Origin of the sequence: Streptomyces naganishii JCM 4654 (assembly GCF_014650575.1) — a bacterium.
GTDB lineage: Bacteria > Actinomycetota > Actinomycetes > Streptomycetales > Streptomycetaceae > Streptomyces > Streptomyces naganishii.
Map to the genome: position 1 here is coordinate 73302 of NZ_BMVF01000006.1, position 20980 is coordinate 94281.

Annotated in this window: 15 protein-coding genes; 11 read left to right on the forward strand and 4 right to left on the reverse strand. The window is 72.8% G+C overall.

Annotated features, from left to right (window positions below):
• Positions 1-44: 44 nt before the first annotated feature.
• Positions 45-2939 (forward strand): vitamin B12-dependent ribonucleotide reductase, encoded by a 2895-nt coding sequence (locus IE217_RS12670; RefSeq protein WP_190177928.1) that lies wholly within the window; start codon positions 45-47, stop codon positions 2937-2939.
• Positions 2940-3038: 99 nt separating this feature from the next.
• On the opposite strand, the gene IE217_RS12675 is transcribed toward IE217_RS12670, so the two are convergent.
• A complete protein-coding gene (locus IE217_RS12675; protein WP_190177929.1) occupies positions 3039-3572 on the reverse strand; it encodes a TerD family protein in 534 nt (177 codons plus the stop codon).
• A 156-nt stretch (positions 3573-3728) separates the two neighbouring features.
• On the opposite strand from IE217_RS12675, the gene IE217_RS12680 reads away from it, so the two are divergent.
• The 3 genes from IE217_RS12680 to IE217_RS12690 all read left to right on the forward strand — a co-directional run bounded on the left by IE217_RS12680 (position 3729) and on the right by IE217_RS12690 (position 6085).
• Positions 3729-4334: a YdbC family protein gene (locus IE217_RS12680; RefSeq protein ID WP_190177930.1), complete on the forward strand. Its 606-nt coding sequence runs from the start codon at positions 3729-3731 to the stop codon at positions 4332-4334.
• A 161-nt stretch (positions 4335-4495) separates the two neighbouring features.
• On the forward strand, positions 4496-5164 hold the full coding sequence (locus tag IE217_RS12685) for a histidine phosphatase family protein (RefSeq protein WP_190177931.1): 669 nt from the start codon (positions 4496-4498) through the stop codon (positions 5162-5164).
• 3 nt (positions 5165-5167) lie between these two features.
• Positions 5168-6085 (forward strand): ADP-ribosylglycohydrolase family protein, encoded by a 918-nt coding sequence (locus tag IE217_RS12690; RefSeq protein ID WP_190177932.1) that lies wholly within the window; start codon positions 5168-5170, stop codon positions 6083-6085.
• 177 nt (positions 6086-6262) lie between these two features.
• Here the strand turns inward: IE217_RS12690 and IE217_RS12695 are convergent, their stop codons facing one another.
• Positions 6263-7816 (reverse strand): MFS transporter, encoded by a 1554-nt coding sequence (locus tag IE217_RS12695; protein ID WP_190177933.1) that lies wholly within the window; start codon positions 7814-7816, stop codon positions 6263-6265.
• A 177-nt stretch (positions 7817-7993) separates the two neighbouring features.
• Between IE217_RS12695 and IE217_RS12700 the strand changes: the two genes are divergently transcribed.
• From IE217_RS12700 to IE217_RS12710, 3 genes are all read left to right on the forward strand, one after another.
• Positions 7994-8617 carry a TetR/AcrR family transcriptional regulator gene (locus IE217_RS12700; RefSeq protein ID WP_190177934.1) on the forward strand — a complete coding sequence of 208 codons (624 nt, stop codon included), beginning with the start codon at positions 7994-7996 and terminating at the stop codon, positions 8615-8617.
• Between the two features lie 83 nt (positions 8618-8700).
• The gene (gene rnhB / locus IE217_RS12705) at positions 8701-9402 is read left to right on the forward strand and encodes a ribonuclease HII (protein ID WP_190177935.1); all 702 of its coding nucleotides are present in this window, start codon (positions 8701-8703) and stop codon (positions 9400-9402) included.
• 68 nt (positions 9403-9470) lie between these two features.
• Positions 9471-10112, forward strand: a complete 642-nt coding sequence (locus IE217_RS12710) for a hypothetical protein (RefSeq protein ID WP_190177936.1) — start codon at positions 9471-9473, stop codon at positions 10110-10112.
• Positions 10113-10597: 485 nt separating this feature from the next.
• Here IE217_RS12710 and IE217_RS12715 read toward each other — a convergent pair whose 3' ends face one another.
• Positions 10598-11212, reverse strand: coding sequence for a hypothetical protein (locus tag IE217_RS12715; RefSeq protein WP_190177937.1), 615 nt, complete (start codon positions 11210-11212; stop codon positions 10598-10600).
• A 281-nt stretch (positions 11213-11493) separates the two neighbouring features.
• Positions 11494-13659, reverse strand: a complete 2166-nt coding sequence (locus tag IE217_RS12720) for a RecQ family ATP-dependent DNA helicase (RefSeq protein WP_190177938.1) — start codon at positions 13657-13659, stop codon at positions 11494-11496.
• 130 nt (positions 13660-13789) lie between these two features.
• Between IE217_RS12720 and IE217_RS12725 the strand changes: the two genes are divergently transcribed.
• From IE217_RS12725 to IE217_RS12740, 4 genes are all read left to right on the forward strand, one after another.
• Entirely contained in the window at positions 13790-15388 is a 1599-nt protein-coding gene (locus IE217_RS12725; RefSeq protein ID WP_190177939.1) for a DUF4192 domain-containing protein, read from the forward strand.
• A 401-nt stretch (positions 15389-15789) separates the two neighbouring features.
• Positions 15790-17709 (forward strand): glycogen debranching N-terminal domain-containing protein, encoded by a 1920-nt coding sequence (locus IE217_RS12730; RefSeq protein ID WP_229865293.1) that lies wholly within the window; start codon positions 15790-15792, stop codon positions 17707-17709.
• 129 nt (positions 17710-17838) lie between these two features.
• On the forward strand, positions 17839-18597 hold the full coding sequence (locus tag IE217_RS12735; RefSeq protein WP_190177941.1) for an NUDIX hydrolase: 759 nt from the start codon (positions 17839-17841) through the stop codon (positions 18595-18597).
• Between the two features lie 61 nt (positions 18598-18658).
• Complete coding sequence (locus IE217_RS12740; RefSeq protein ID WP_190177942.1) at positions 18659-20875, forward strand: ABC transporter ATP-binding protein; 2217 nt, start codon at positions 18659-18661, stop codon at positions 20873-20875.
• Positions 20876-20980: the final 105 nt, after the last annotated feature.

Genomic DNA, 20980 nt, shown 5'->3' on the forward strand with positions numbered 1-20980 from the left:
CATCGGGGCACTTCAGGGCGTTTTCGCCCGTACAGGGAGGCGGCATGACAGAGACGGCGAGCGGTCCGGCACGAGGTTCCCGCGCCAAGGGCGGCAAGGCGGGGAACAAGGGACTGCACATCGAGCGCATCCACACCACCCCCGGCGTGCACCCGTACGACGAGGTGAGCTGGGAGCGCCGTGACGTCGTCATGACCAACTGGCGCGACGGCTCGGTCAACTTCGAGCAGCGTGGCGTCGAGTTCCCCGACTTCTGGTCGGTGAACGCGGTCAACATCGTCACCAGCAAGTACTTCCGCGGTGCCGTGGGCACCCCGCAGCGCGAGGTCAGCCTCAAGCAGCTGATCGACCGCATCGTGAAGACGTACCGGAAGGCCGGCGAGGACAACAAGTACTTCGCCTCGCCCGCCGACGCGGAGATCTTCGAGCACGAGCTGGCCTACGCCCTCCTGCACCAGATCTTCAGCTTCAACAGCCCCGTCTGGTTCAACGTCGGCACGCCCCAGCCCCAGCAGGTCTCCGCCTGCTTCATCCTGTCCGTCGACGACTCCATGGAGTCGATCCTCGACTGGTACAAGGAAGAGGGCATGATCTTCAAGGGCGGCTCCGGAGCCGGCCTGAACCTCTCCCGGATCCGCTCCTCCAAGGAGCTGCTCTCCTCCGGCGGCAACGCCTCCGGTCCGGTCTCCTTCATGCGCGGCGCCGACGCCTCCGCCGGCACCATCAAGTCCGGCGGCGCCACCCGCCGCGCCGCCAAGATGGTCATCCTCGACGTCGACCACCCCGACGTGGAGGACTTCATCCAGACCAAGGTCAAGGAGGAGGAGAAGATCCGCGCGCTGCGCGACGCGGGCTTCGACATGGACCTGGGCGGCGACGACATCACGTCCGTCCAGTACCAGAACGCCAACAACTCCGTCCGCGTGAACGACGAGTTCATGAAGGCGGTCGAGCAGGGTGGCAAGTTCGGCCTGCGCGCTCGTATGACCGGCGAGGTCATCGAGGAGGTCGACGCCAAGTCCCTCTTCCGCAAGATGGCCGAGGCCGCCTGGGCCTGCGCCGACCCGGGCATCCAGTACGACGACACGATCAACCACTGGCACACCTGCCCGGAGTCCGGCCGCATCAACGGCTCGAACCCCTGCAGCGAGTACATGCACCTGGACAACACGTCCTGCAACCTCGCCTCGCTGAACCTCATGAAGTTCCTCAAGGACGACGGCAAGGGCAACCAGTCCTTCGACGTCGAGCGCTTCGCCAAGGTCGTCGAGCTCGTCATCACCGCGATGGACATCTCCATCTGCTTCGCGGACTTCCCGACCCAGAAGATCGGCGAGAACACCCGCGCCTTCCGCCAGCTCGGCATCGGCTACGCCAACCTCGGCGCCCTGCTGATGGCCACCGGCCACGCCTACGACTCCGACGGCGGCCGCGCGCTCGCCGGCGCCATCACCTCGCTGATGAGCGGCACCGCGTACAAGCGCTCCGCCGAACTGGCCGCGGTCGTCGGCCCGTACGACGGCTACGCCCGCAACGCCCAGCCGCACCTGCGCGTCATGAAGCAGCACTCCGACGCCAACGCCACGGCCGTGCGCATGGACGACCTGGACACCCCGGTGTGGGCCGCGGCCACCGAGGCCTGGCAGGACGTCCTCCGCCTCGGCGAGAAGAACGGTTTCCGTAACTCCCAGGCCTCCGTCCTCGCCCCGACCGGCACCATCGGCCTGGCGATGTCCTGCGACACCACCGGTGTCGAGCCCGACCTCGCGCTGGTCAAGTTCAAGAAGCTGGTCGGCGGCGGCTCGATGCAGATCGTCAACGGCACCGTCCCGCAGGCCCTGCGCCGCCTGGGCTACCAGGAGGAGCAGATCGAGGCGATCGTCGCCCACATCGCCGAGCACGGCAACGTGATCGACGCCCCCGGCCTCAAGCACGAGCACTACGAGGTGTTCGACTGCGCGATGGGCGAGCGGGCCATCTCCCCGATGGGCCACGTCCGCATGATGGCCGCGATCCAGCCGTGGATCTCCGGCGCCATCTCCAAGACGGTCAACATGCCGGAGTCGGCGACCGTCGAGGAGGTCGAGGAGATCTACTTCGAGGCTTGGAAGCTGGGCGTCAAGGCGCTCGCCATCTACCGCGACAACTGCAAGGTCGGCCAGCCGCTGTCCGCCAAGAAGAAGGACACCGCGCAGGAGAAGGCGGAGGAGCCCGCCACCGTCGAGTCCAAGGTCGAGAAGGTCGTCGAGTACCGCCCGGTCCGCAAGCGCCTGCCCAAGGGCCGCCCCGGCATCACCACCTCCTTCACCGTCGGCGGCGCCGAGGGCTACATGACCGCCAACTCCTACCCGGACGACGGTCTCGGCGAGGTCTTCCTGAAGATGTCCAAGCAGGGCTCGACCCTCGCGGGCATGATGGACGCCTTCTCCATCGCGGTCTCGGTGGGCCTGCAGTACGGCGTGCCGCTGGAGACGTACGTCTCGAAGTTCACCAACATGCGCTTCGAGCCGGCCGGCATGACCGACGACCCGGACGTGCGGATGGCCCAGTCGATCGTCGACTACATCTTCCGCCGCCTGGCGCTGGACTTCCTGCCCTTCGAGACGCGCTCCGCGCTCGGCATCCACTCCGCCGAGGAGCGCCAGCGCCACCTGGAGACCGGCTCCTACGAGCCGATCGACGACGAGGACGTCGACGTCGAGGGCCTGGCCCAGTCGGCGCCCCGGCAGATCGACCTGAAGGCCGTCGCCACGCCGAGGGCCGAGGCCGAGGCGGCCCAGCCCGCCCCGAAGCAGGCCCACACCAGCGCCGAGCTGGTGGAGATGCAGCTGGGCATCCAGGCCGACGCCCCGCTGTGCTTCTCCTGCGGCACGAAGATGCAGCGCGCCGGCTCCTGCTACATCTGCGAGGGCTGCGGCTCGACGAGCGGCTGCAGCTGACGGCCGAAGGCCGGCAGCCTGAGGGCTGAGGGCTGAAGGGTAAGGGGCGTCGGCAATGGCCGGCGCCCCTTACCTGTCTCCGTCCGCCGCCCGTGTCCGCTACGACTGGCGGGCGCGGCCCATGGTGCGGGTGAAGGTGGCCGGGTCGTCCTCGAAGCCGTGGACGCCGGGCCGGAAGACCCAGTTCCCGGCCTCGTCGCGCGCGAACTCCGCCACGGTGGCCGCCGTCGCCCCGAGCACGCCCGCGAAGTCGTCCTCCGCCAGCACGGTGTAGCCCTCCCGGATGCGCAGACCCGGGCCGAGCACGTTGCCGAAGGCGCGGTGCCCGTAGCGCTGCTGGATGACGACGCCGACGACCACGCGCGCGTACCGCTCGGAGAGCCGCTCCAGCTCCAGCGTCATGACCTCGTCCCAGCCGAAGCCCCGGCCGTCCCTGCTGTCGCGGTTGAGATAGATCGTGCCGTCGGGAGAACGGCTGTCGAAGTGCACCACGTAGGCCGGTGCGCCGTAGAGATCGTCCGTCCCGTAGGGGGCTGCCACGATGTCGAGGTCGGTGGGCGGCTGCCCCGCCGGACTCGGATCCCACTTGAGCGCGACCTCGACCTTGCGGATCCCCTTGCTGAGCCCGCTCACCGGACTCCCCCTTCCCGGTCCCCGTGCGCCCCCCTGCCCCAACTTCCGGATCGCGGGCGCACGTTGTCCATCGTGCCACGCACGCGGGGGCGCTCGCGCGGGCGCTGTCCCCACGAGAGTGACCGGCGCCACGCTCCTGGGCCTTACGATGGCGCGGTGCTGGTCAAGTGGATTCGCTGCACCGTGGTGGACCGCCGGGGCTTCGAGCGGGGACAGCGAAAGTGGGCGGGGCTTCTGGGGGAGCCGGGGTTTCGGGGGCAGGGGGGTGGCTGGAGCCGGGCACGGCCGGGAGTGGCGCACGTCTTCGCCTTCTGGGAGAGCCGCGCCTTCTACGACTCCTTCATGGCCCGCTCCCACGACCGCCTCGCGGCGGCCCAGGCCGGCACCTTCAAGGACGCCCAGGCCCGCCTGTTCGACCACCGTTTCGACGTGAAGACGGGCTTCGAGCCCCGTTTCTCGGACGCCGACCTGCTCCGCGTGGCCCTGTGCCGCGTCCACGAGGAACGCGCCGAGCACTTCACCCTCATGCAGGAGAAGGTCTGGAACCCGGCGATGGCCGGCTCGCCCGGCATGATCCGCGGGCTGTTCGGCGAGGCGCCCGGCAGCGAGTTCCTGGTGCTGTCGATGTGGAAGTCCTCCGCCGAACACGGCAAGTACCGCACCGAGCGGGTGGAGCGGCTCGCGCTGCGCGCCCAGACGGAGGCCGACGTCGTGGCCCTCACGGGCGACATCGTGGAACTGGAGCCGACCTGGACGGTCTGAGCGACCTGGACGGTCTGAGCCGACCTGGACGGTCTGAGCCCTCACCGACAGCGGTGCCGCCGTGCACGGAATGTGGCGCAGGCGCCACGAACTGTGTGACGTACACCGTACGAGGCCCTCTCGAGTCCTCGATCCGCCGTCACCCGATCTAGTGTTTTGGCATGGCACGACCACGGCGCATCGTCCTTGTCCGGCACGGCGAGTCGACGGGCAACATCGACGACTCCGTGTACGAGCGCGAACCCGACCACGCGCTCCCGCTCACCGAGCGCGGCCGGCAGCAGGCCGAGGAGACCGGCAAGGAGCTGCGCGACCTGTTCGGCCACGAGCGCGTGAGCGTGTACGTCTCCCCCTACCGGCGCACCCACGAGACCCTCAAGGCCTTCCACCTCGACCCCGATCTCATACGGATCCGCGAGGAGCCCAGGCTGCGCGAGCAAGACTGGGGCAACTGGCAGGACCGCGACGACGTACGCCTGCAGAAGGCCTACCGCGACGCCTACGGGCACTTCTTCTACCGCTTCGCCCAGGGGGAGTCCGGCGCCGACGTCTACGACCGGGTCGGCAACTTCCTGGAGAGCCTCTTCCGCAGCTTCGAGGCCCCCGACCATCCGCCCAACGTGCTGCTGGTGACGCACGGACTGGCGATGCGGCTGTTCTGCATGCGCTGGTTCCATTGGACCGTCGCGGAATTCGAGTCGCTGTCGAACCCGGGGAACGCGGAGGTACGGATGCTCGTTCTCGGGAGCGACGGCAAGTACACCCTGGACCGGCCGTTCGCGCGGTGGCGGGAACCGGAACCGTACGGGATCACCGGATGGAGTGGCTGAGACATGACCCCTGACCCCTCGCCCGGCGCCCGCCTGGAGCGCGCGCTGGCGAGCCTGCGCGGACTCGCGGTAGGGGACGCGCTGGGCTCGCGGTTCTTCGTGCCGGCGAACTATCCGCTGCTCAGGCGCCGTGAGCTGCCGTCCGGTCCCTGGCGGTGGACTGACGACACGGAGATGGCCTGCTCGGTCGTCGCCGTCCTCGCCGGCCACCACCGGGTCGACCAGGACGCCCTGGCCGGGTCCTTCGCCGCCCACCACGGCGCCGACCGGGCTTACGGCGCCGGAACGGCCCGGCTGCTGGAGCAGATCCGCGCGGGCGGCGACTGGCGCACGCTGGCGCCGGCGCTGTTCAAGGGGCACGGGTCGTGGGGGAGCGGCGCCGCGACCCGCGTCGCGCCGCTCGGCGCGTGGTACGCGGACGACCCGGAGCAAGCCGTCCACCAGGCCGAGATCTCCGCCTACCCCACCCACCAGCACCGTGAGGCGGTCGTGGGCGCCATGGCCGTCGCGGCCGCCGCCGCACTGGCCAGCGCGGGCGGCCCGCCGGACGCGGGGGCCCTCCTCGACGGTGTGATCGCCCTCGTGCCGTCGCGCAGCGCGGTCGGCGCGGGGCTGCGGCGCGCCCGCGACATGCTCGACTACGACAACGCGTCCACCGTGGCCGCCGTCCTGGGCTGCGGACGCCGTACGACGGCCCACGACACGGTGCCCTTCGCCCTGTGGTCGGCCGCCCGCCGCCTGGGCGACTACGAGGACGCCTTCTGGACCACCGCCCAGGCCGGCGGCGACATCGACACCACCTGCGCCATGGTCGGCGGCATCCTCGCCTCCCCGCCGCCGGCCTGGGCCGACCGAACGGAGGCCTTGCCGTCCTGGGTCCCCCAGGCGACCGAGCCCGCCGCGGGACTCCACCGCCTGTGAGGCCCGACTGACCCGAACCCGACCCCGAGCGGGTATGCCAGGGGCGGGGGCCGCCGGGCGCACCGAGGCCCCGGTCCCGGCGGTCGGACAGGAGGGGGGCGCGGGGACGGAGTCCCCGCCGGGGCCCGGGGCTGAGCCTCGGGGGTGACTTTCGTTCGCGGGACTCACACCCGCGTCTCACACCACCCCCGGCCCCGCCGCCCCCGCTCCCGACAGCGCGTCCAGGTCGCTCCTCCGGACCCTGATCACCAGCCACGCGGTGGCCAGCGCGAGCACGGCCATCGCCGCGGCCGGCACGAACGCCGTGGAGATGCCGTGTGCCAGCACCTCATGACTCCAGGGCGCCGGCAACTGCCGAGTCCGCGCGAACTCCGCCTTCTGCTCCGCGGACCCCTGCGCCAGCAACTTCGGCACCTGCTTCTTCGCCTCGTCGGCAGCCGCCGTACCGAACACCGTCGTGAGGATGGACAGCCCCAGCGAACCGCCCACCTGCTGCGTGGCGTTGAGCAGCCCCGACGCCGCACCGGCCTCGTGCGGCGCGACCCCCGACACCGCCGTGACGGTCACGGTCACGAAGTTCAGCCCCATCCCGAAGCCGAACACCAGCATCGGCCCGAGCACCCCGCCGAGATACGAACTGCCGGGGCTGATGAACGTCTGCCACACAAGGCCGACCACCGCCAGCGTCGACCCGGCGACCATGAACGGCTTGGGACCGAGCACCGGCAGGAACCGCTGCGACAGCCCCGCCCCCACCGCGATCGCGAACGTCACCGGCAGGAAGGCCAACCCGGCCTTGATCGGGCTGTATCCCAGCACGTTCTGCACGAACAGCACGATGTAGAAGAACATCCCGAACATCGCGGCCGCCAGGCTGAGCATGATCACGTACGTTCCCGAGCGGTTCCGGTCGGCGAACATCCGCAGCGGCGTGATCGGCTCCGGGGCCCGCCGCTCGGTGAACACGAACGCCGTCAGCAGCACCACCGCCGCGGCGAAGGACCCGATGGTGAGCCCGTCCCGCCATCCGTCCTCCGACGCGCGGATGAACCCGTAGACGAGGGCCGCCATACCGGCCGTGGAGGTCAGCGCGCCCGCGATGTCGAACCGCCCGGGGTGGCGCTGGGACTCCGCGATGTAGAGCGGCGTGAGCACCGCTATCAGCACACCGATCGGCACGTTGACGAAGAGCACCCAGCGCCAGTCGAGCCATTCGGTCAGCATGCCGCCGGCCAGCAGCCCGATCGCACCGCCGCCCGCGGACACCGCCGCGAAGACGCCGAAGGCCCGGTTCCGCTCAGGCCCCTCGGGGAACGTGGTCGTGATGAGCGCCAGCGAGGTCGGCGACGCGATCGCGCCGCCCACACCCTGCAGGGCGCGCGCGGCCAGCAACTGCCAGGGCTCCTGCGCGAGTCCGCCCAGGAGCGAGGCGAAGGTGAACAACAGGATGCCGGTCATGAAGACCCGGCGCCGGCCGAGGATGTCGCCGGCCCGCGCCCCGAGGAGCAGCAGACCGCCGAAGGTGAGCGTGTAGGCGCTCACGACCCAGGTGAGATCGGTCGTGCTGAACCTGAGCGCGTCTTGAATGTGCGGGAGGGCGATGTTCACAATCGTCGCGTCGAGTACCACCATGAGTTGGCAGGCCGCGATGACGGTGAGCGCGAGGCCGGGATGCCCCTCCCGGCGAGCCGCACCCGGCTTCTGTTCCTGGATCAACTGAGAGGTTGTCACTATGAGTCCCCCACAACGGCGTTAGTGAACGATCGCGTTCACTGTCGCGTCAACGGTAGTGAGTCCCCAGTAGTGAACGCAAGCGTTCACTTAAGGCTTCTCCCCGGTGCACCCCCGGCACCGGAACCGGAACGTCCCACTCCCCGCTTCCCGCTCCCTGCTCGCTGGAGACAACAGATGGTTACCTCGCGCTGGGCGGCCGCTCCCGCCCAGACGGCCGCTCCCCGCCGACGCGGCGCCGTACTCGAACGCGCCATCCTCGACGCCGCGCTCGACCAGCTCGGCACCGTCGGCTGGAAGGGCCTCACCATGGAAGGCGTGGCCGCCGGCGCCCAGACCGGCAAGGCCGCCGTCTACCGCCGCTGGCCCTCGAAGGAGGATCTCGTCGCCGACGCCCTGCGGGCCGGACTCCCGCGCGTGGAGGAGGCGCCGGACCTCGGCGGCGTACGCGAGGACCTGCTGGCCCTGTGCCGGCGCGCCCGTGACGCGATGTTCTCGCTCCCCGGCACCGCACTGCGCGCGGTCATTCACGAATGCGACCCGGCCCAGGCGGAACGCTTCCACGGCGTGATCTTCACGGGCGTGGTCGAGCCCACCGTCCGGCTGCTCCGCGACGTCATCACCCGCGGCATAGAGCGGGGCGAGGTGCGGCCCGACGCCGCGAACGGCTACGTCTACGACGCCATCCCGGCCATGCTGATGTACCGCTCCAAGATGTGCACCAGCGAATGGACCGATCAGGACCTCGAGGACATGATCGACCACCTGATGGTCCCCCTGCTGCGCCCGGCGGGCGGCTGACGGCAGGGGTGCGCGGCGGTACGCACCCCAGGGGGAAACCGGGGTGTCGCCGCGAGATCCCGTCGGCGTAGGCTAAGGGCGCCATGCCGTACGAACCACCCACCCACACCGTCGAGCGCTCCCTCAGAGCCACGACCGGAGCGAAGGTCATTGCCGGTGTCGACGAAGTGGGGCGCGGCGCGTGGGCCGGCCCCGTCACGGTCTGCGCGGCGGTCACCGGACTGCGCCGGCCCCCCTTGGGCCTCACCGACTCCAAGCTGCTCACCGTCAAGCGGCGCACCGCGCTCGCCGCGGAACTGCACACCTGGGTGACGGCGTACGCCCTCGGGCACTCCTCCCCGCAGGAGATCGACGACCTGGGCATGACGGCCGCGCTGCGGCTGGCGGCGGTGCGTGCCCTGGAGGCGCTGCCCGTCCGTCCCGACGCGGTCATCCTCGACGGCAAGCACGACTACCTCGGCACCCCCTGGCAGGTCCGTACGGTCATCAAGGGCGACCAGTCGTGCGTGGCCGTCGCGGCGGCCTCGGTGATCGCCAAGGTCCACCGCGACAAAATGATGGCCGAACTGGGTGCCGACCATGCAGACTTCGGTTTCGCGGCCAACGCCGGATATCCGTCGCCCGTGCACCGGGCCGCGCTGGAGGAGCGGGGGCCCACCCCGTACCACCGGCTTTCGTGGGCGTATCTTGATGCGCTGCCCCGGTGGCGGCACCTCAAGAAGGTCCGCGCCTGGGCGGACGGGGGCGTTCCGGAGATCGAGGGTCAGCTCGGCTTCGATTTCTGACCGCTCCGCCCGCCCCGAAGTGCCACCCGCCCACGCGGGCCGCACCAACGTTTGATAAATATCAGCCCATGCCTCTCATTCCCGAGGAGCCTCAGATTCACGAGAGCGCCCAGGGTCCCCGCGTCACTCCGGCCACCGGCCGCACCGCGCCGACCCCCCGCCCTGTACCCGGCCCCCGCCCCGCGGCTCCGCCGCGCCCCGGACGTCCCGGCCCTGTGCGGCCCGCGCCGCCGGTGCAACGCACGCCCCGGGACGGTGGCGCCGCGACCAAGCCCGGGCCTGCGCAGCCGGCCACTCCGGCCGCTCCTACGGCCCCCGCGAGCCCCCAGATCCAGCTGATCCCCGCCTCTCCCGAGGGCGCCGTCGACGCGGCCGAGGAAGCGGTCGACCTGCTCCTGGAGTCCGGCCGTGCCCCCGGTGAGGTGCTGGTGATCACCACCGGCGACCCGCACCCGTGGGCCGCGCACGAACTCTCCTTCGGCGAGACCGCCTACTGGGCCCAGCACGACGCCGGCGACGACGTCTTCTACACCGGTGCCGCCGTGGCCGCCCGGGCCACGTCGCGTCCGGTCGTGGTGGTCGCCGTCAACGGTGGCTCGGACGGCGACGCCGCCAAGGCCCTGCCCCTGGCCCACTCGCTCGCCGGCGCGCTGCTGATCGTCTGCGGTGACCCGCAGCAGATCAACGCGGTGCTCGGCGCCGGCGTCTGAGCCGGTCCCGCACACCGGGCCGGCAGGCGTCCTCCAGGGTCAGACGGCGGACCCCGCCCGCGCACCCGCGCGGCGGGGGCTTCGGCGTGCACGCGAACGTGTCGCGCCGACCGGCCCCGGGTCACCTTTGTGCCGTACGCCTGCCCGCCGACGGGCCGGCCGGGGGCGCTCGCCTCTCGTGGCCCAACGGGCGATGGCCCGACGGGCCGGTGATGGCGACGGGCCGGTGTCCTGGTCTTCCTGTGTCCTGGTGGTCCGGTGTCCCGGTGGGCCGACGGGTCCTCGACGAGTCGACGAGTTGATGAATCGACGAGTCGATGAGTAGAGAAGCCCGCGAGTCACGAGCCCGCGACTCACGCGTCGCGAGTCCGCGAGTCGCGAGTGCACGAGCCCGCGGGTCCAGCGGTCCGGGTCCGGAGTTGGGCGCGGAGCCCTCGGCCGGTGCCGTCACCGGCCGCGACGGCGTGCCCGGACCGCCGCCGGCCTCAGCGGGCCGCCGCGCGCCGCAGTACCTCGGAGGCGACGCCTCCGGTGCGGGGCTGCGGTGGCGGCGCCACGGCCGTCGCGAACGGTTCGGGCGGCGAGTCGGCGTTCGGGCGGCGGCCGCCGCGGCCCTCGCCGAGTACCTGCCAGCCGTCCCGGGTCAGCGTGATGTACGCCCCACAGCGCAGCCCGTGCAGGGTGCAGGCGTCGCGCAGACCCCACATCCACGCGCCGTCCTCCTCCGTCCAACGCCCGTCGCCCTCACGGCAGTAGAGCAGCACCGCGGTGCGCACCGGGGTACGGCGCCGCAGATCGTGCGGGATGACCCGGCGCAGCTGCGCGAGCAGTGCGTTGCGGAACATCCAGCCGTCCGCGGGCGCCGGACGGCGCACGAACGACGCGCTCGCCCGCAGCCGGTCGTCCGGATCGAGGACCGCGACCACGGCGGTGGCCGGCCCGGGATGGTGCCTGGCGTGCAGTCCGCTGACGACCTCGCGCGGATTGCGCAGCAGAGGGATGCCCGCGGCGGCCCACTCCGCGGGTTCGAGCAGGCGAGTGGCGGAGGCGGCGGACGTCGACAACGACGCCGCCGAGGACGGAGCGAATCCGAAGGTCACGTTCCTCCCTTCGGCTACGCGCCCACACTGCGGGCGGGGTCGGACTGGGGGAGCGCACACCGCAGCAGAGCCCTACCTGATCACGGCTGAGCCGTGCGGGGAGCGGACTTCAATTCTTCCTGTCGAACTGGGATGCGGCAACGAGCAATTGAGGCAGCCGACCCATATCGGATGACCCGTGGCTTATATCCCTACCCCGTGTGCCGCCGTGCGACGCATGGGGAGGCGCCCCGGCTCGTGCTCGCCTTTGCCCGTACGGCTGGGCGACCACCCGCGCGGGTTCAGCCCTGAACAGCCAGTACCAGCGGCATCACCCCCTGTGCGCCGGCCCTTCTCAGCAGCCGGGCCGCGACCGCCAGAGTCCAGCCCGTCTCGGTGTAGTCGTCGACGAGCAGGACGGGTCCTGGGCTGCCGGCGAGGGCGGACGCCAGGTCCGGCGGCACGGTCAGCGCCCCGTCGAGAGCCTTGAGACGCTGGGCGCTGTTGCTCCGGCGCACCGGCTCCGTGTCCCCGGTGTACTCCACGGTGCCCAGCAGCGGCAACCGGCCGACGTCGGAGATGTGCGCGCCAAGGGAGTTGATCAGCCGGGGCCGGGTGCGCGAGGCCACGGTGACCACGCCGACCGGGCGCGGCGGGGCGTCCGGTGCCCCGGAAGCCCAGCCCCCGGGGCCCTTCGCCCAGTCGGCGAGCACGCCCACCACCGCCCGCGCCACGTCCTCCGGCACGGGAGCGTCGGGGGCGTGCGAGGTGAGCATCGGCCGCAGCCGGTTGCCCCACCCGATGTCCGACAAGCGCCCCAAAGCCCTTCCCGTGGCAGCCTGTTCAGCGGCGGGAATACGGCCCTTGAGGTCGACGCCGATCGCCGGCAGACCCGTCGGCCACATGCGGCGGGGCTCCACCTCCACCCCGGCCCGGCCGAGGTCCACGCGCGCGGCGTCCAGCGCCGCCGTGGAGGTGTCGGCGGTGAACCGGGCGCCCGCGCAGTTGTCGCAGCGTCCGCACGGCCTGGCGCTGTCGTCGTCGAGCCGGCGCTGCAGGAACTCCATCCGGCAGCCGGTCGTCGCCGCGTACTCGCGCATGGCCTGCTGCTCGGTCCGGCGCTGCCGCGCGACCCAGTCGTAGCGCTCGGTGTCGTACGTCCACGGCCGCCCGGTCGCGGTCCAGCCGCCCTTGACCCGCCGCACCGCGCCGTCCACGTCGAGCACCTTGAGCATGGCCTCCAGGCGGGAGCGGCGCAGCTCGACCAGGGGCTCCAGGGCGGGCAGCGACACCGGGCCCTCCGCGCGGGCGAGCACGTCGAGGGTCCGGCGCACCAGGTCCTCGGCCGGGAAGGCCAGCGAGGCGAAGTACTCCCAGATCGCCTCGTCCTCCTTGCCGGGCAGGAGCAGCACCTCGGCGTGCTCGACGCCGCGGCCGGCGCGGCCCACCTGCTGGTAGTAGGCGATGGGGGAGGACGGCGAACCGAGGTGCACGACGAAGCCGAGGTCGGGCTTGTCGAAGCCCATGCCGAGGGCGGAGGTGGCGACCAGGGCCTTCACCTTGTTCCCGAGCAGGTCGTCCTCGGCCTGCTGCCTCTCCGCGTTATCCGTGCGGCCGGTGTAGGAGGCGACCGTGTGCCCGCGGTGCCGCAGGAACGCGGTGACCTCCTCGGCGGCGGCCACGGTGAGGGCGTAGACGATCCCGGAGCCCGGGAGTTCGTCGAGGTGGTCGGCGAGCCAGGCCATCCGGTGCGCGGCGTCCGGCAGGCGCAGCACGCTCAGGCTCAGGCTGTCCCGGTCCAGCGGCCCGCGCAGCACCAGCGCGTCCGAGGCGTCGCCGGTCCCCAGTTGTTCGGCGACGTCCGCGGTCACGCGCGCGTTGGCCGTGGCGGTGGTGGCCAGGACGGGGACGCCGGACGGCAGTTCGGTCAGCATGGTGCGCAGCCGCCGGTAGTCCGGGCGGAAGTCGTGGCCCCAGTCGGAGATGCAGTGGGCCTCGTCCACGACGAGCAGGCCCGTGGCGGAGGCGAGCTTGGGCAGCACCTGGTCGCGGAAGTCGGGGTTGTTGAGCCGCTCGGGGCTGACCAGGAGGACATCGACGGCGCCCGCGGCGATCTCCGCCTGAACGGTGTCCCACTCCTCGGTGTTCGCCGAGTTGATCGTACGGGCGTGGATGCCGGCGCGGGCGGCCGCCTCCACCTGGTTGCGCATCAGCGCGAGCAGCGGGGAGACGATCACCGTGGGCCCGCTTCCGCGCGCCCGGAGCAGGGAGGTGGCCACGAAGTAGACCGCGGACTTGCCCCAGCCCGTGCGCTGGACGACCAGGGCCCGGCGCCGCTCGGCGACCAGCGCCTCGATGGCCCGCCACTGGTCCTCGCGCAGCCTGGCCGTGCCCGTGTCGTCGCCGACGAGGCGGGCGAGTACCGCGTCGGCCTCCGCTCGCAGGCCGGCGTTGCTCGTGTGCTCCATGGGTCCCATACAACAGGACGGCACTGACAATCGGGACACCGCGGCGGCGCGACCGCCGGGGTGACGTGTCCCTGCCCGGACTTATCCACAGGCCGAAGCGGAATTTTCCCGTCCGCGAGATCGTCGGCGCATGACGAATCACAGCGAAACGCCAGGACCCGCCGGTAACAGCCACATCGCGTACGAAGGACCGGGCCCCGAGCACCAGATCACCCTCCGCACACCGGCAGAGCTCGCCGACGCCCTGCCCTACCTGCTCGGATACCGGCCGGAGGACAGCATGGTCCTGGTCGCGCTGCACGACCAGGACGGCCGCGGCCGGTTCGGCGGCCGGGCCAGGCTCGGCATCCCGTCGAGCAGCGGAGACTGGCCGTCCGCCGCCCGCCAGCTCGCGCACGGCCTGATCACCGGCAGCGAGCGCAGGGGTGCCAAGCCCGCGCAGATGGTCGCCTTCGTCTGCCAGGAGCCGGGTCCCGGCGAGTCGGGACGGCAGGTCATGCGCCGCCTGGCGCCCCTCGCGCAGAAACTGCGCACGGAGTGCGGGCGCCTCGACGTGCCCGTCATCGAGGCGATGTGCATCTCCGCCGGCCGCTTCTGGTCCTACTGCTGCCCCACCGAGGGGTGTTGCCCCGAGGACGGCCGGCCCATGGGGCTGCCCGGCACCTCCGTGCTGGCCGCCGCGGCGGCCTACGCCGGCATCCAGGTGCGCGGCAGCCTGAAGGAACTGCGGGCCCGCTTGCTCCCCTGGGAGACCGCCGCCGCGCTGGAACAGGAGATCGCCCTGGACTCGGCCGGCCTGGCCGTGGTCCCACGGATCCTCGACGACCACCGCCGCGCCGAAGTGGCCGAGGAGACCCTGGAACTCGCCGAGCGGGTCATGCGGCGCCTCGCCGAGGCGCCCTTCGTCGCCGGCAGCGCCGCCGCGGACCTGCGCGATGACGGCCTGATCACCTCGGAGGAGGCCGCCACGCTGATCCTCGGCCTTCAGGACCGGACCACCCGCGACCGCGCGGCCGAGTGGATGGAAGGGGACGACGCGGGTCCCGCCCTCCGGCTGTGGCGGGCCCTCGCCCGCCGCTGCGTCGGCCCGTACGGCGAGCACGCCGCGGCGCCCCTGACCCTCGCCGGCTGGGTCGCCTGGTCGACCGGCGACGACCTCGAGGCCCGCGAGGCCCTGGCCATGGCGTTGGGAGCGGACCCCGAATACCTCTTCGCCCGCCTCCTCCACCAGGCCTGCAACGAAGGACTGGACCCCGAGTCGATCCGCCGCTGCCTGCGCGGCGAACGAGTCCAGCGCGTGCGGGCGCAGGGTCCTACGGCGAACGACGCGGACACTGCGGCACCTTCGCGGCCGGACGGCCCGGAGGGTGGGCGGATGAGCGACCTCGAGGAGGCGGGTGACCGCGGAGAGCTGCCCGACGACGGCATGGAGCCGCTGGTGACGGACCGGACACCGAACACAGGCGGTTTCCGCACCCTCTCCCGCGAACCGCAGGAGACGTCGCCGCGCCGCAGGCGCCGCACGCGGGCGGGGGAGCCCCGCCCCGTCGTGGCCGCCCCGGACAGGACCCGGCCCGGCACCCCACGGCCCGACGGCGCGCACTCCGGCCCGTCCCGCAAGCCCGGCCGCGGCCGTCCGGACGGCACTGCCAAGGGCGGGGCGCGGCGGGGGAGCGCCCGCAACCCTGGCGCGGACCCCTCCGTGCACACCACCGGGGAGGAGAGGTGAGCACCACGCCGACCGCGTCCACCCACCCCCGTTCGGTCGGCTTCCCAGGCCAGAGGCGTGACCCGGACGACTTCCGCCGCGTTCACCTGAGTGGCGGAACGCCTGGCCGGGGCGCACCGCCGAACCTCCCGTGCCTCTCACGGGCCGGCGCCGGGCGCCGGATCCGCCCGAGGCCCACAGAGCGCAGAGGAAGCCGCCCCATGCCCCAGCCGACTCCGCCCCCCGCCGCCGGCACCGCCCTGCGCGGCAGGGCCGTACCGTCCGGAAAGGGAGCGACGAGCCCTCCGCCGTTCCCACCGGGCCCGGACGGACCGCAGGCACCTCCGGTGCGGCGCGGCCCTCGGCTCGGAGAGCCGCCGCCCAGGCCGCACTTCGCGGAGCTGCCTTCGGCCCACGACGTCATGATCTGCGTCGCCCTGCCCGGACTGGCCATCTCGGGCGAGCAGGGCCGGCTCAGCGGCCGGGGACTGGAGGGCTTCTACCGCGCGGGACGCCGCCTGCTGTCCCGTTGCGAGGTCCGCGTCGCCGGACGCGAACCACTCGCCGTGCAGGCCCGGTTCACCGGGGCCGACCGGGCGCGATTCGTGGGCACGGTGTGCGCCGCACCGGGAGCGGGTCCCGATCCCGATGTGGTCGTGGAGCGCACCAGGGACGCGGACGGCACCGAGCTGATCACCCTGCGCAGCGCCTCCCCGCGCCTGCTGCACCTGCCCCTCGAAGTGGCGCTCGGCACGGATCTCGCCGAACTGGGGGAGATCGCCTCAGGCCGGACGGATCGCGAAGTCACCGCCGCCGTGCGCGACTCGGGCCTGCGCTGGACGTCGTCCGCCCTGAGCGTGTCGGTCACCGCCGACCCTCCGCCCACGGACGCGCTCGCCTCGGCGGGGCTGCTGCGCTGGGAGTTCGCCCTGCCGCCCGGAGGCACGGCGAGTGTGGAACTGCGAGTGCGGCAGGACGGCGCGGGACCCGTGCGTGCGGCGGGCCGCACGGCGCGCGGCCTCCTCTCGGACGCTCGCGCCACCGGCGACGCCCCCGGCATCGAGGCACTGCTGCGCACCTGCGTCGACGACCTCAGAGGCCTGTTGCTGCGCGACCCGGCGCACCCGGCGGATCTGCACCTCGCGGCGGGCGCGCCCTGGCGGTGCGGTCTCGCTCCGGCCGAAGCGCTCAGCGCGGCCCGCATGGCACTGCCCCTGGGCACCGGACTCGCCGCGGGCACGCTCCACACCCTCGCCCGGACCCAACATCCCGGCCCAGGACCCCGGTCCGGCATGATCCCCGGCCCCAGACGGGACTCCGGCCCGCACCTCCCACCCGGCTGCACCGGCACCGAGGCCACCCTCCTCTTCCCCGTCCTCCTCGCCGAGGCCCGCCGGTGGGGACTGCCGGAGCGGGACACGCGCAGACTGCTCCCGGCGGCCGAGCGCTGCCTGACCTGGCTGCGCGACACGGTGGGCGACGGCACCTACCTGCGTGAGCCGCTGCCCGGCGGCCCCGTCCGCTGTGAGACCCAGGCCCATGCCCACCGCGCCGCCCTCCTCGGAGCCGATCTGCTCGAAGCCTTCGGGCGTCCCGGCGCCGACGGCCTGCGGCAGTGGGCGCAGGAACTGCGTACGGCGTTCGGGAAGGACTTCTGGGCCGAGGACCGCAGCGGTGGCAGACCGGCCGCCGCCCGCACCTCCGACGGCCGCCTTCTGCCCCACCTCGGCGGCGCCGCCGTCCACCTCCTCGACACCGGCCTGCTCGGCGGAGGCGAGCACGCGCCAGGTCTGCTCGACAAGACCCGGACCGAACAGCTCGCCCGACTCCTCGGCGGCCCCGCGATGGACTCCGGCTGGGGGCTGCGCGGACTCGCCGCCAGGGAACCCGGCCACAACCCCTTCGGCCACCGCGCCGGAGCCGTGCGCGTGCCCGAGACCGCCATCGCCCTCGCCGGCCTGGCCGCTGCGGGCCATGAGAAGGAGGCGGCCTCGCTGGTACGGGGCCTCCTCGCCGCGGCAGGGGCTTTCGGTCACCGCCTGCCCGAGATGTTCGCCGGCGAGCAGCGCACCGAGGGCGGCGCCCCCGTGCCCCACCCCGCGGCCTGCCGCCCCTCGGCCACGGCCGCGGCGGCGGCGGTACTGCTGCTGACCACCCTCGCCGGCATCCGACCCGACGCACCGGCCGGGACGGTCACGCTCCGCCCGATGCGCACCGCGCCCGCCGGGGAGATCGGACTGACGGGGCTGCGGGTCGCGGGCGCACCGTTCTCCGTGCGGGTCAGCCGCCTCGGGCTCCCCATGGTGGAGGAGGCCGCCGAGGGACTGCAACTGCGCGCGTGACCTCGCACGACGCCCGTCGCGACGGAGCGGGAAGCCGGCCGGCACACCCGTGGCGCGGGGAAAGGACCATCCGCCGAAGCGACCGGTGAAGGGAGTGTTTATCGTCAGGCAGACGCCTATGATCGCCGCATGCCCTACGACCCGTCAGCGTTCCCGCCCTTCGCCGTCACCGTGGACCTGGTCGTGCTGACCGTGCGCCGCCACGCCCTGTGCGCGCTGGCGGTGCGCAGGGGCGAGCCCCCGTTCCAGGGCCGCTGGGCGCTCCCCGGCGGCTTCGTAAGGGCCGACGAGGACCTGGCGCAGGCCGCGGCGCGCGAACTGGCCGAGGAGACCGGACTGCAGGCCCACGACCCCGCCGCCCCCGTCCACGACCACGGCGCCCACCTGGAGCAGCTCGCCACCTACGGCGATCCCAAGCGCGACCCCCGTATGCGCGTCGTCAGCGTCGCCCACCTCGCGCTCGCGCCCGACCTGCCCGCGCCCAGAGCGGGAGGCGACGCGAGCAACGCCCGCTGGGCGCCCGTCGAGGAACTGCTGGCGCAGGGCGGTTACGGACGAGACGGCGAGCCGGTGGCTCCGCTCGCCTTCGACCACGCGCAGATCCTCGCGGACGGAGTGGAACGCGCCCGGTCGAAGATCGAGTACTCGTCGCTGGCGACCGCCTTCTGCCCGCCCGAGTTCACCGTCGGGGAGCTGCGCCGCGTCTACGAAGCGGTGTGGAACGTCGCCCTGGACCCCCGCAACTTCCACCGCAAGGTGACCGGCACCCCCGGGTTCCTGGTCCCCACCGGAGGCACCACCACCCGCCAGGGCGGCAGGCCGGCGCAGCTCTTCCGGGCCGGCGGCGCCACCCTGCTCAACCCGCCCATGCTGCGTCCTGAGGTCTGACCTGCCGAACTCTGCGGCGGGGTACCCGAAAAAACGGACATAACGCGCTATCTTGCTGCGGGTGATCCAGGCCTTCGGACTGACCAGCGACTCCCGTAAGGACCTTCCGCCCGCCGTCGACGACGTCTCCTTCGAAGCGCACGCGGGCCGTGTCACCGTGCTCCTCGGCGCGGCGGGCGCGGGCAAGACGACGGCGCTCAGACTGATGCTCGAACTCCAACACGGCCGTGGCATCACCTACTTCAAGGGGCGGCCTCTGCACCGCATCCCGCACCCCGCGCGCGAGGTCGGCGTCCTGCTCGGCGATGTCCCCGGGCACCCCTCGCGCTCGGTACGCGGCCATCTGCGGATGCTGTGCGCGGCGGCGGGCCTGCCGGTCCGGCGCGCCGACGAGGTGCTGGAGGTCGTGGGGCTCGTCAGTCTGCGCGAGGAGCGGCTGGGCACGCTGTCGCGGGGGGTGGACCGCCGCCTCGGGCTCGCCTGCGCCCTGTTGTCCGACCCGCACACCCTCGTGCTGGACGAGCCGGCGGACGGGCTCTCCGCGCGGGAAAGCCGTTGGCTGCACGGCGTGCTCCGGGCGCACGCGACGCAGGGGGGCACGGTTCTGTTCACCACCTCCGACCCCAAGGAGGCGGCGCGCACGGCGGACCGCGTCGTCACGATCGAGCGGGGCAGGGTCGTGGCCGACCAGGAGAGCGCGGACTTCGCCCGCAACCGGCTGCGTCCGCGCGTGGCCGTACGCAGCCCGCAGGCCGCTCGCCTGGCCGCCCTCCTCAGCAAGGAGGCGCGCACCGGGCGGCGGTCCGTCGAGGTCGTACGCGAGGAGGGCAACCGCCTGTCCGTCTACGGCAGTACGTGCGCCGACGTCGGCGAGGTCGCGTTCCGGCACGGCATCCTCGTCCACCAACTCGCCGACGAAGTAGGGGACATGGGCCCCGGGGCCGGAGGCGCCGAGCCTGCGGCCGTCACCACGGCCACAGCGGCGGAGCCGGTTCCGGTTCCGGCGTCCGTCCTGGCCGCCGTCTCCGCCACCGCACGCGCCGCCGACGAGACGGACATGCGCAAGCAGGACGCCGGACAGCCGGAGACTTTCGAGTCCACCGAGATCTCCGGGCTCACTGGCACTTCCGAGCCCGCCGAGGCTCCGGAACTCACGGACACCCCCGCAACCACGGCCGCTGTGCACCCAGGCGACGACCCCGCCCGCGCGGAGCCCCAGCGCCTCTCCGACCGGGCCTCGTCCGAAACCGCCGCCGCTTCCGTCTCGACCCCGGCCCCGAAGACGCCCTCCGCCACAAGCACGTCCTCGGCCCCGAAGACGCCCCCCGCCACGAGGACGTCCTCCGCCCCGAAGGCGCCCTTCACCGAGAAGCCGCCCTCCACCGCGGCCGCCTCCGAAGAGGCTCACGCCGAAGCCGCCCCCCACGCCTCCATCCCCACCCCCCGCCCCGCGGAGACCGTCGCGCTGGATCCGTCCTCGCCGCTGCCACCCCCCATCTCCGTCCGCCCGGGCCGCAGCCCCCTGCGTCCGCTGCGTTACGAACTGCGCCGTGCCGCCGGCATCGGCACCGGGTTCGTCACCGCCGCCGCCGTCCTCGTCGTATCCGCCCTCACCGCCCTGGTCATGGGCCGGATCGGGCACACCCCGCAGCCGCGCCTGCTCGCCGCGTGGCCGCAGCAACTGCCGCTGCCGCCCGCCGCACTCGGGGCCGGGCTGCTCGGCGCGCTCTCCTTCGGCGACGAGTTCCGCCACCCCGCGCTGGCGGCGGACCGCGGCACCGTCCCCCGCCGGCTCGGGCTGCTGACGGCCAAACTCCTGGTCAGCGCCGCCACCGCGCTGACGCTGGCCTTCCTCACGGTCGGCTGCGACGCCGAGGTGCTCTACGTCGTGTACGGACGGGAGCTCACCCAGGTTCCCGGCGACTGGATCTCGCTGGGAGCGAGTTGGGCCGGTCTCGTGGTCGGGTGCGGCTGGGCCGGAGTGCTGGCCGCGGGACTGTTCCGGTCGGCCACGGCGGGCCTCGCGGCCGTGGTGGCGGTGCCGGTCGTCGTCGCGCCTCTGGTACAGGCGGCGATGGGCGGGGAGGCATGGGACCCCACCGGTCTGCCCGCGCGGCTTCGGAGGTCGTTCCTGCTGCAATGGCCCTTCGGCGGCGACGGGCTCCTCGTCGCGGCGGCGCGTGTGATTTCCCAACCCCTGGGCGCCGCAATGGTGTTGATGGTCTCCGCGCTGTCCTGCGCGTACCTGGTGACGACCCTGCGAAGCAGGGTCAAGTGACTGTCCTTCGCGCCCTTTCGCCCGGCCTCTGCGCGCAATTCCCCGGGGAAAGCCCATTTCTTTCCGATAAGGCGTCAATTGCGACGGAGTGAGCGATCACCCTTT

Coding starts and splice junctions, on each gene's coding strand:
- IE217_RS12670 (WP_190177928.1), top strand. CDS start 45: ATGACAGAGACGGCGAGCGGTCCGGCACGAGGTTCCCGCGCCAAGGGC.
- IE217_RS12685 (WP_190177931.1), top strand. CDS start 4,496: ATGGCACGACCACGGCGCATCGTCCTTGTCCGGCACGGCGAGTCGACG.
- IE217_RS12690 (WP_190177932.1), top strand. CDS start 5,168: ATGACCCCTGACCCCTCGCCCGGCGCCCGCCTGGAGCGCGCGCTGGCG.
- IE217_RS12700 (WP_190177934.1), top strand. CDS start 7,994: ATGGTTACCTCGCGCTGGGCGGCCGCTCCCGCCCAGACGGCCGCTCCC.
- rnhB (WP_190177935.1), top strand. CDS start 8,701: ATGCCGTACGAACCACCCACCCACACCGTCGAGCGCTCCCTCAGAGCC.
- IE217_RS12710 (WP_190177936.1), top strand. CDS start 9,471: ATGCCTCTCATTCCCGAGGAGCCTCAGATTCACGAGAGCGCCCAGGGT.
- IE217_RS12720 (WP_190177938.1), bottom strand. CDS start 13,659: ATGGAGCACACGAGCAACGCCGGCCTGCGAGCGGAGGCCGACGCGGTA.
- IE217_RS12725 (WP_190177939.1), top strand. CDS start 13,790: ATGACGAATCACAGCGAAACGCCAGGACCCGCCGGTAACAGCCACATC.
- IE217_RS12730 (WP_229865293.1), top strand. CDS start 15,790: ATGATCTGCGTCGCCCTGCCCGGACTGGCCATCTCGGGCGAGCAGGGC.
- IE217_RS12735 (WP_190177941.1), top strand. CDS start 17,839: ATGCCCTACGACCCGTCAGCGTTCCCGCCCTTCGCCGTCACCGTGGAC.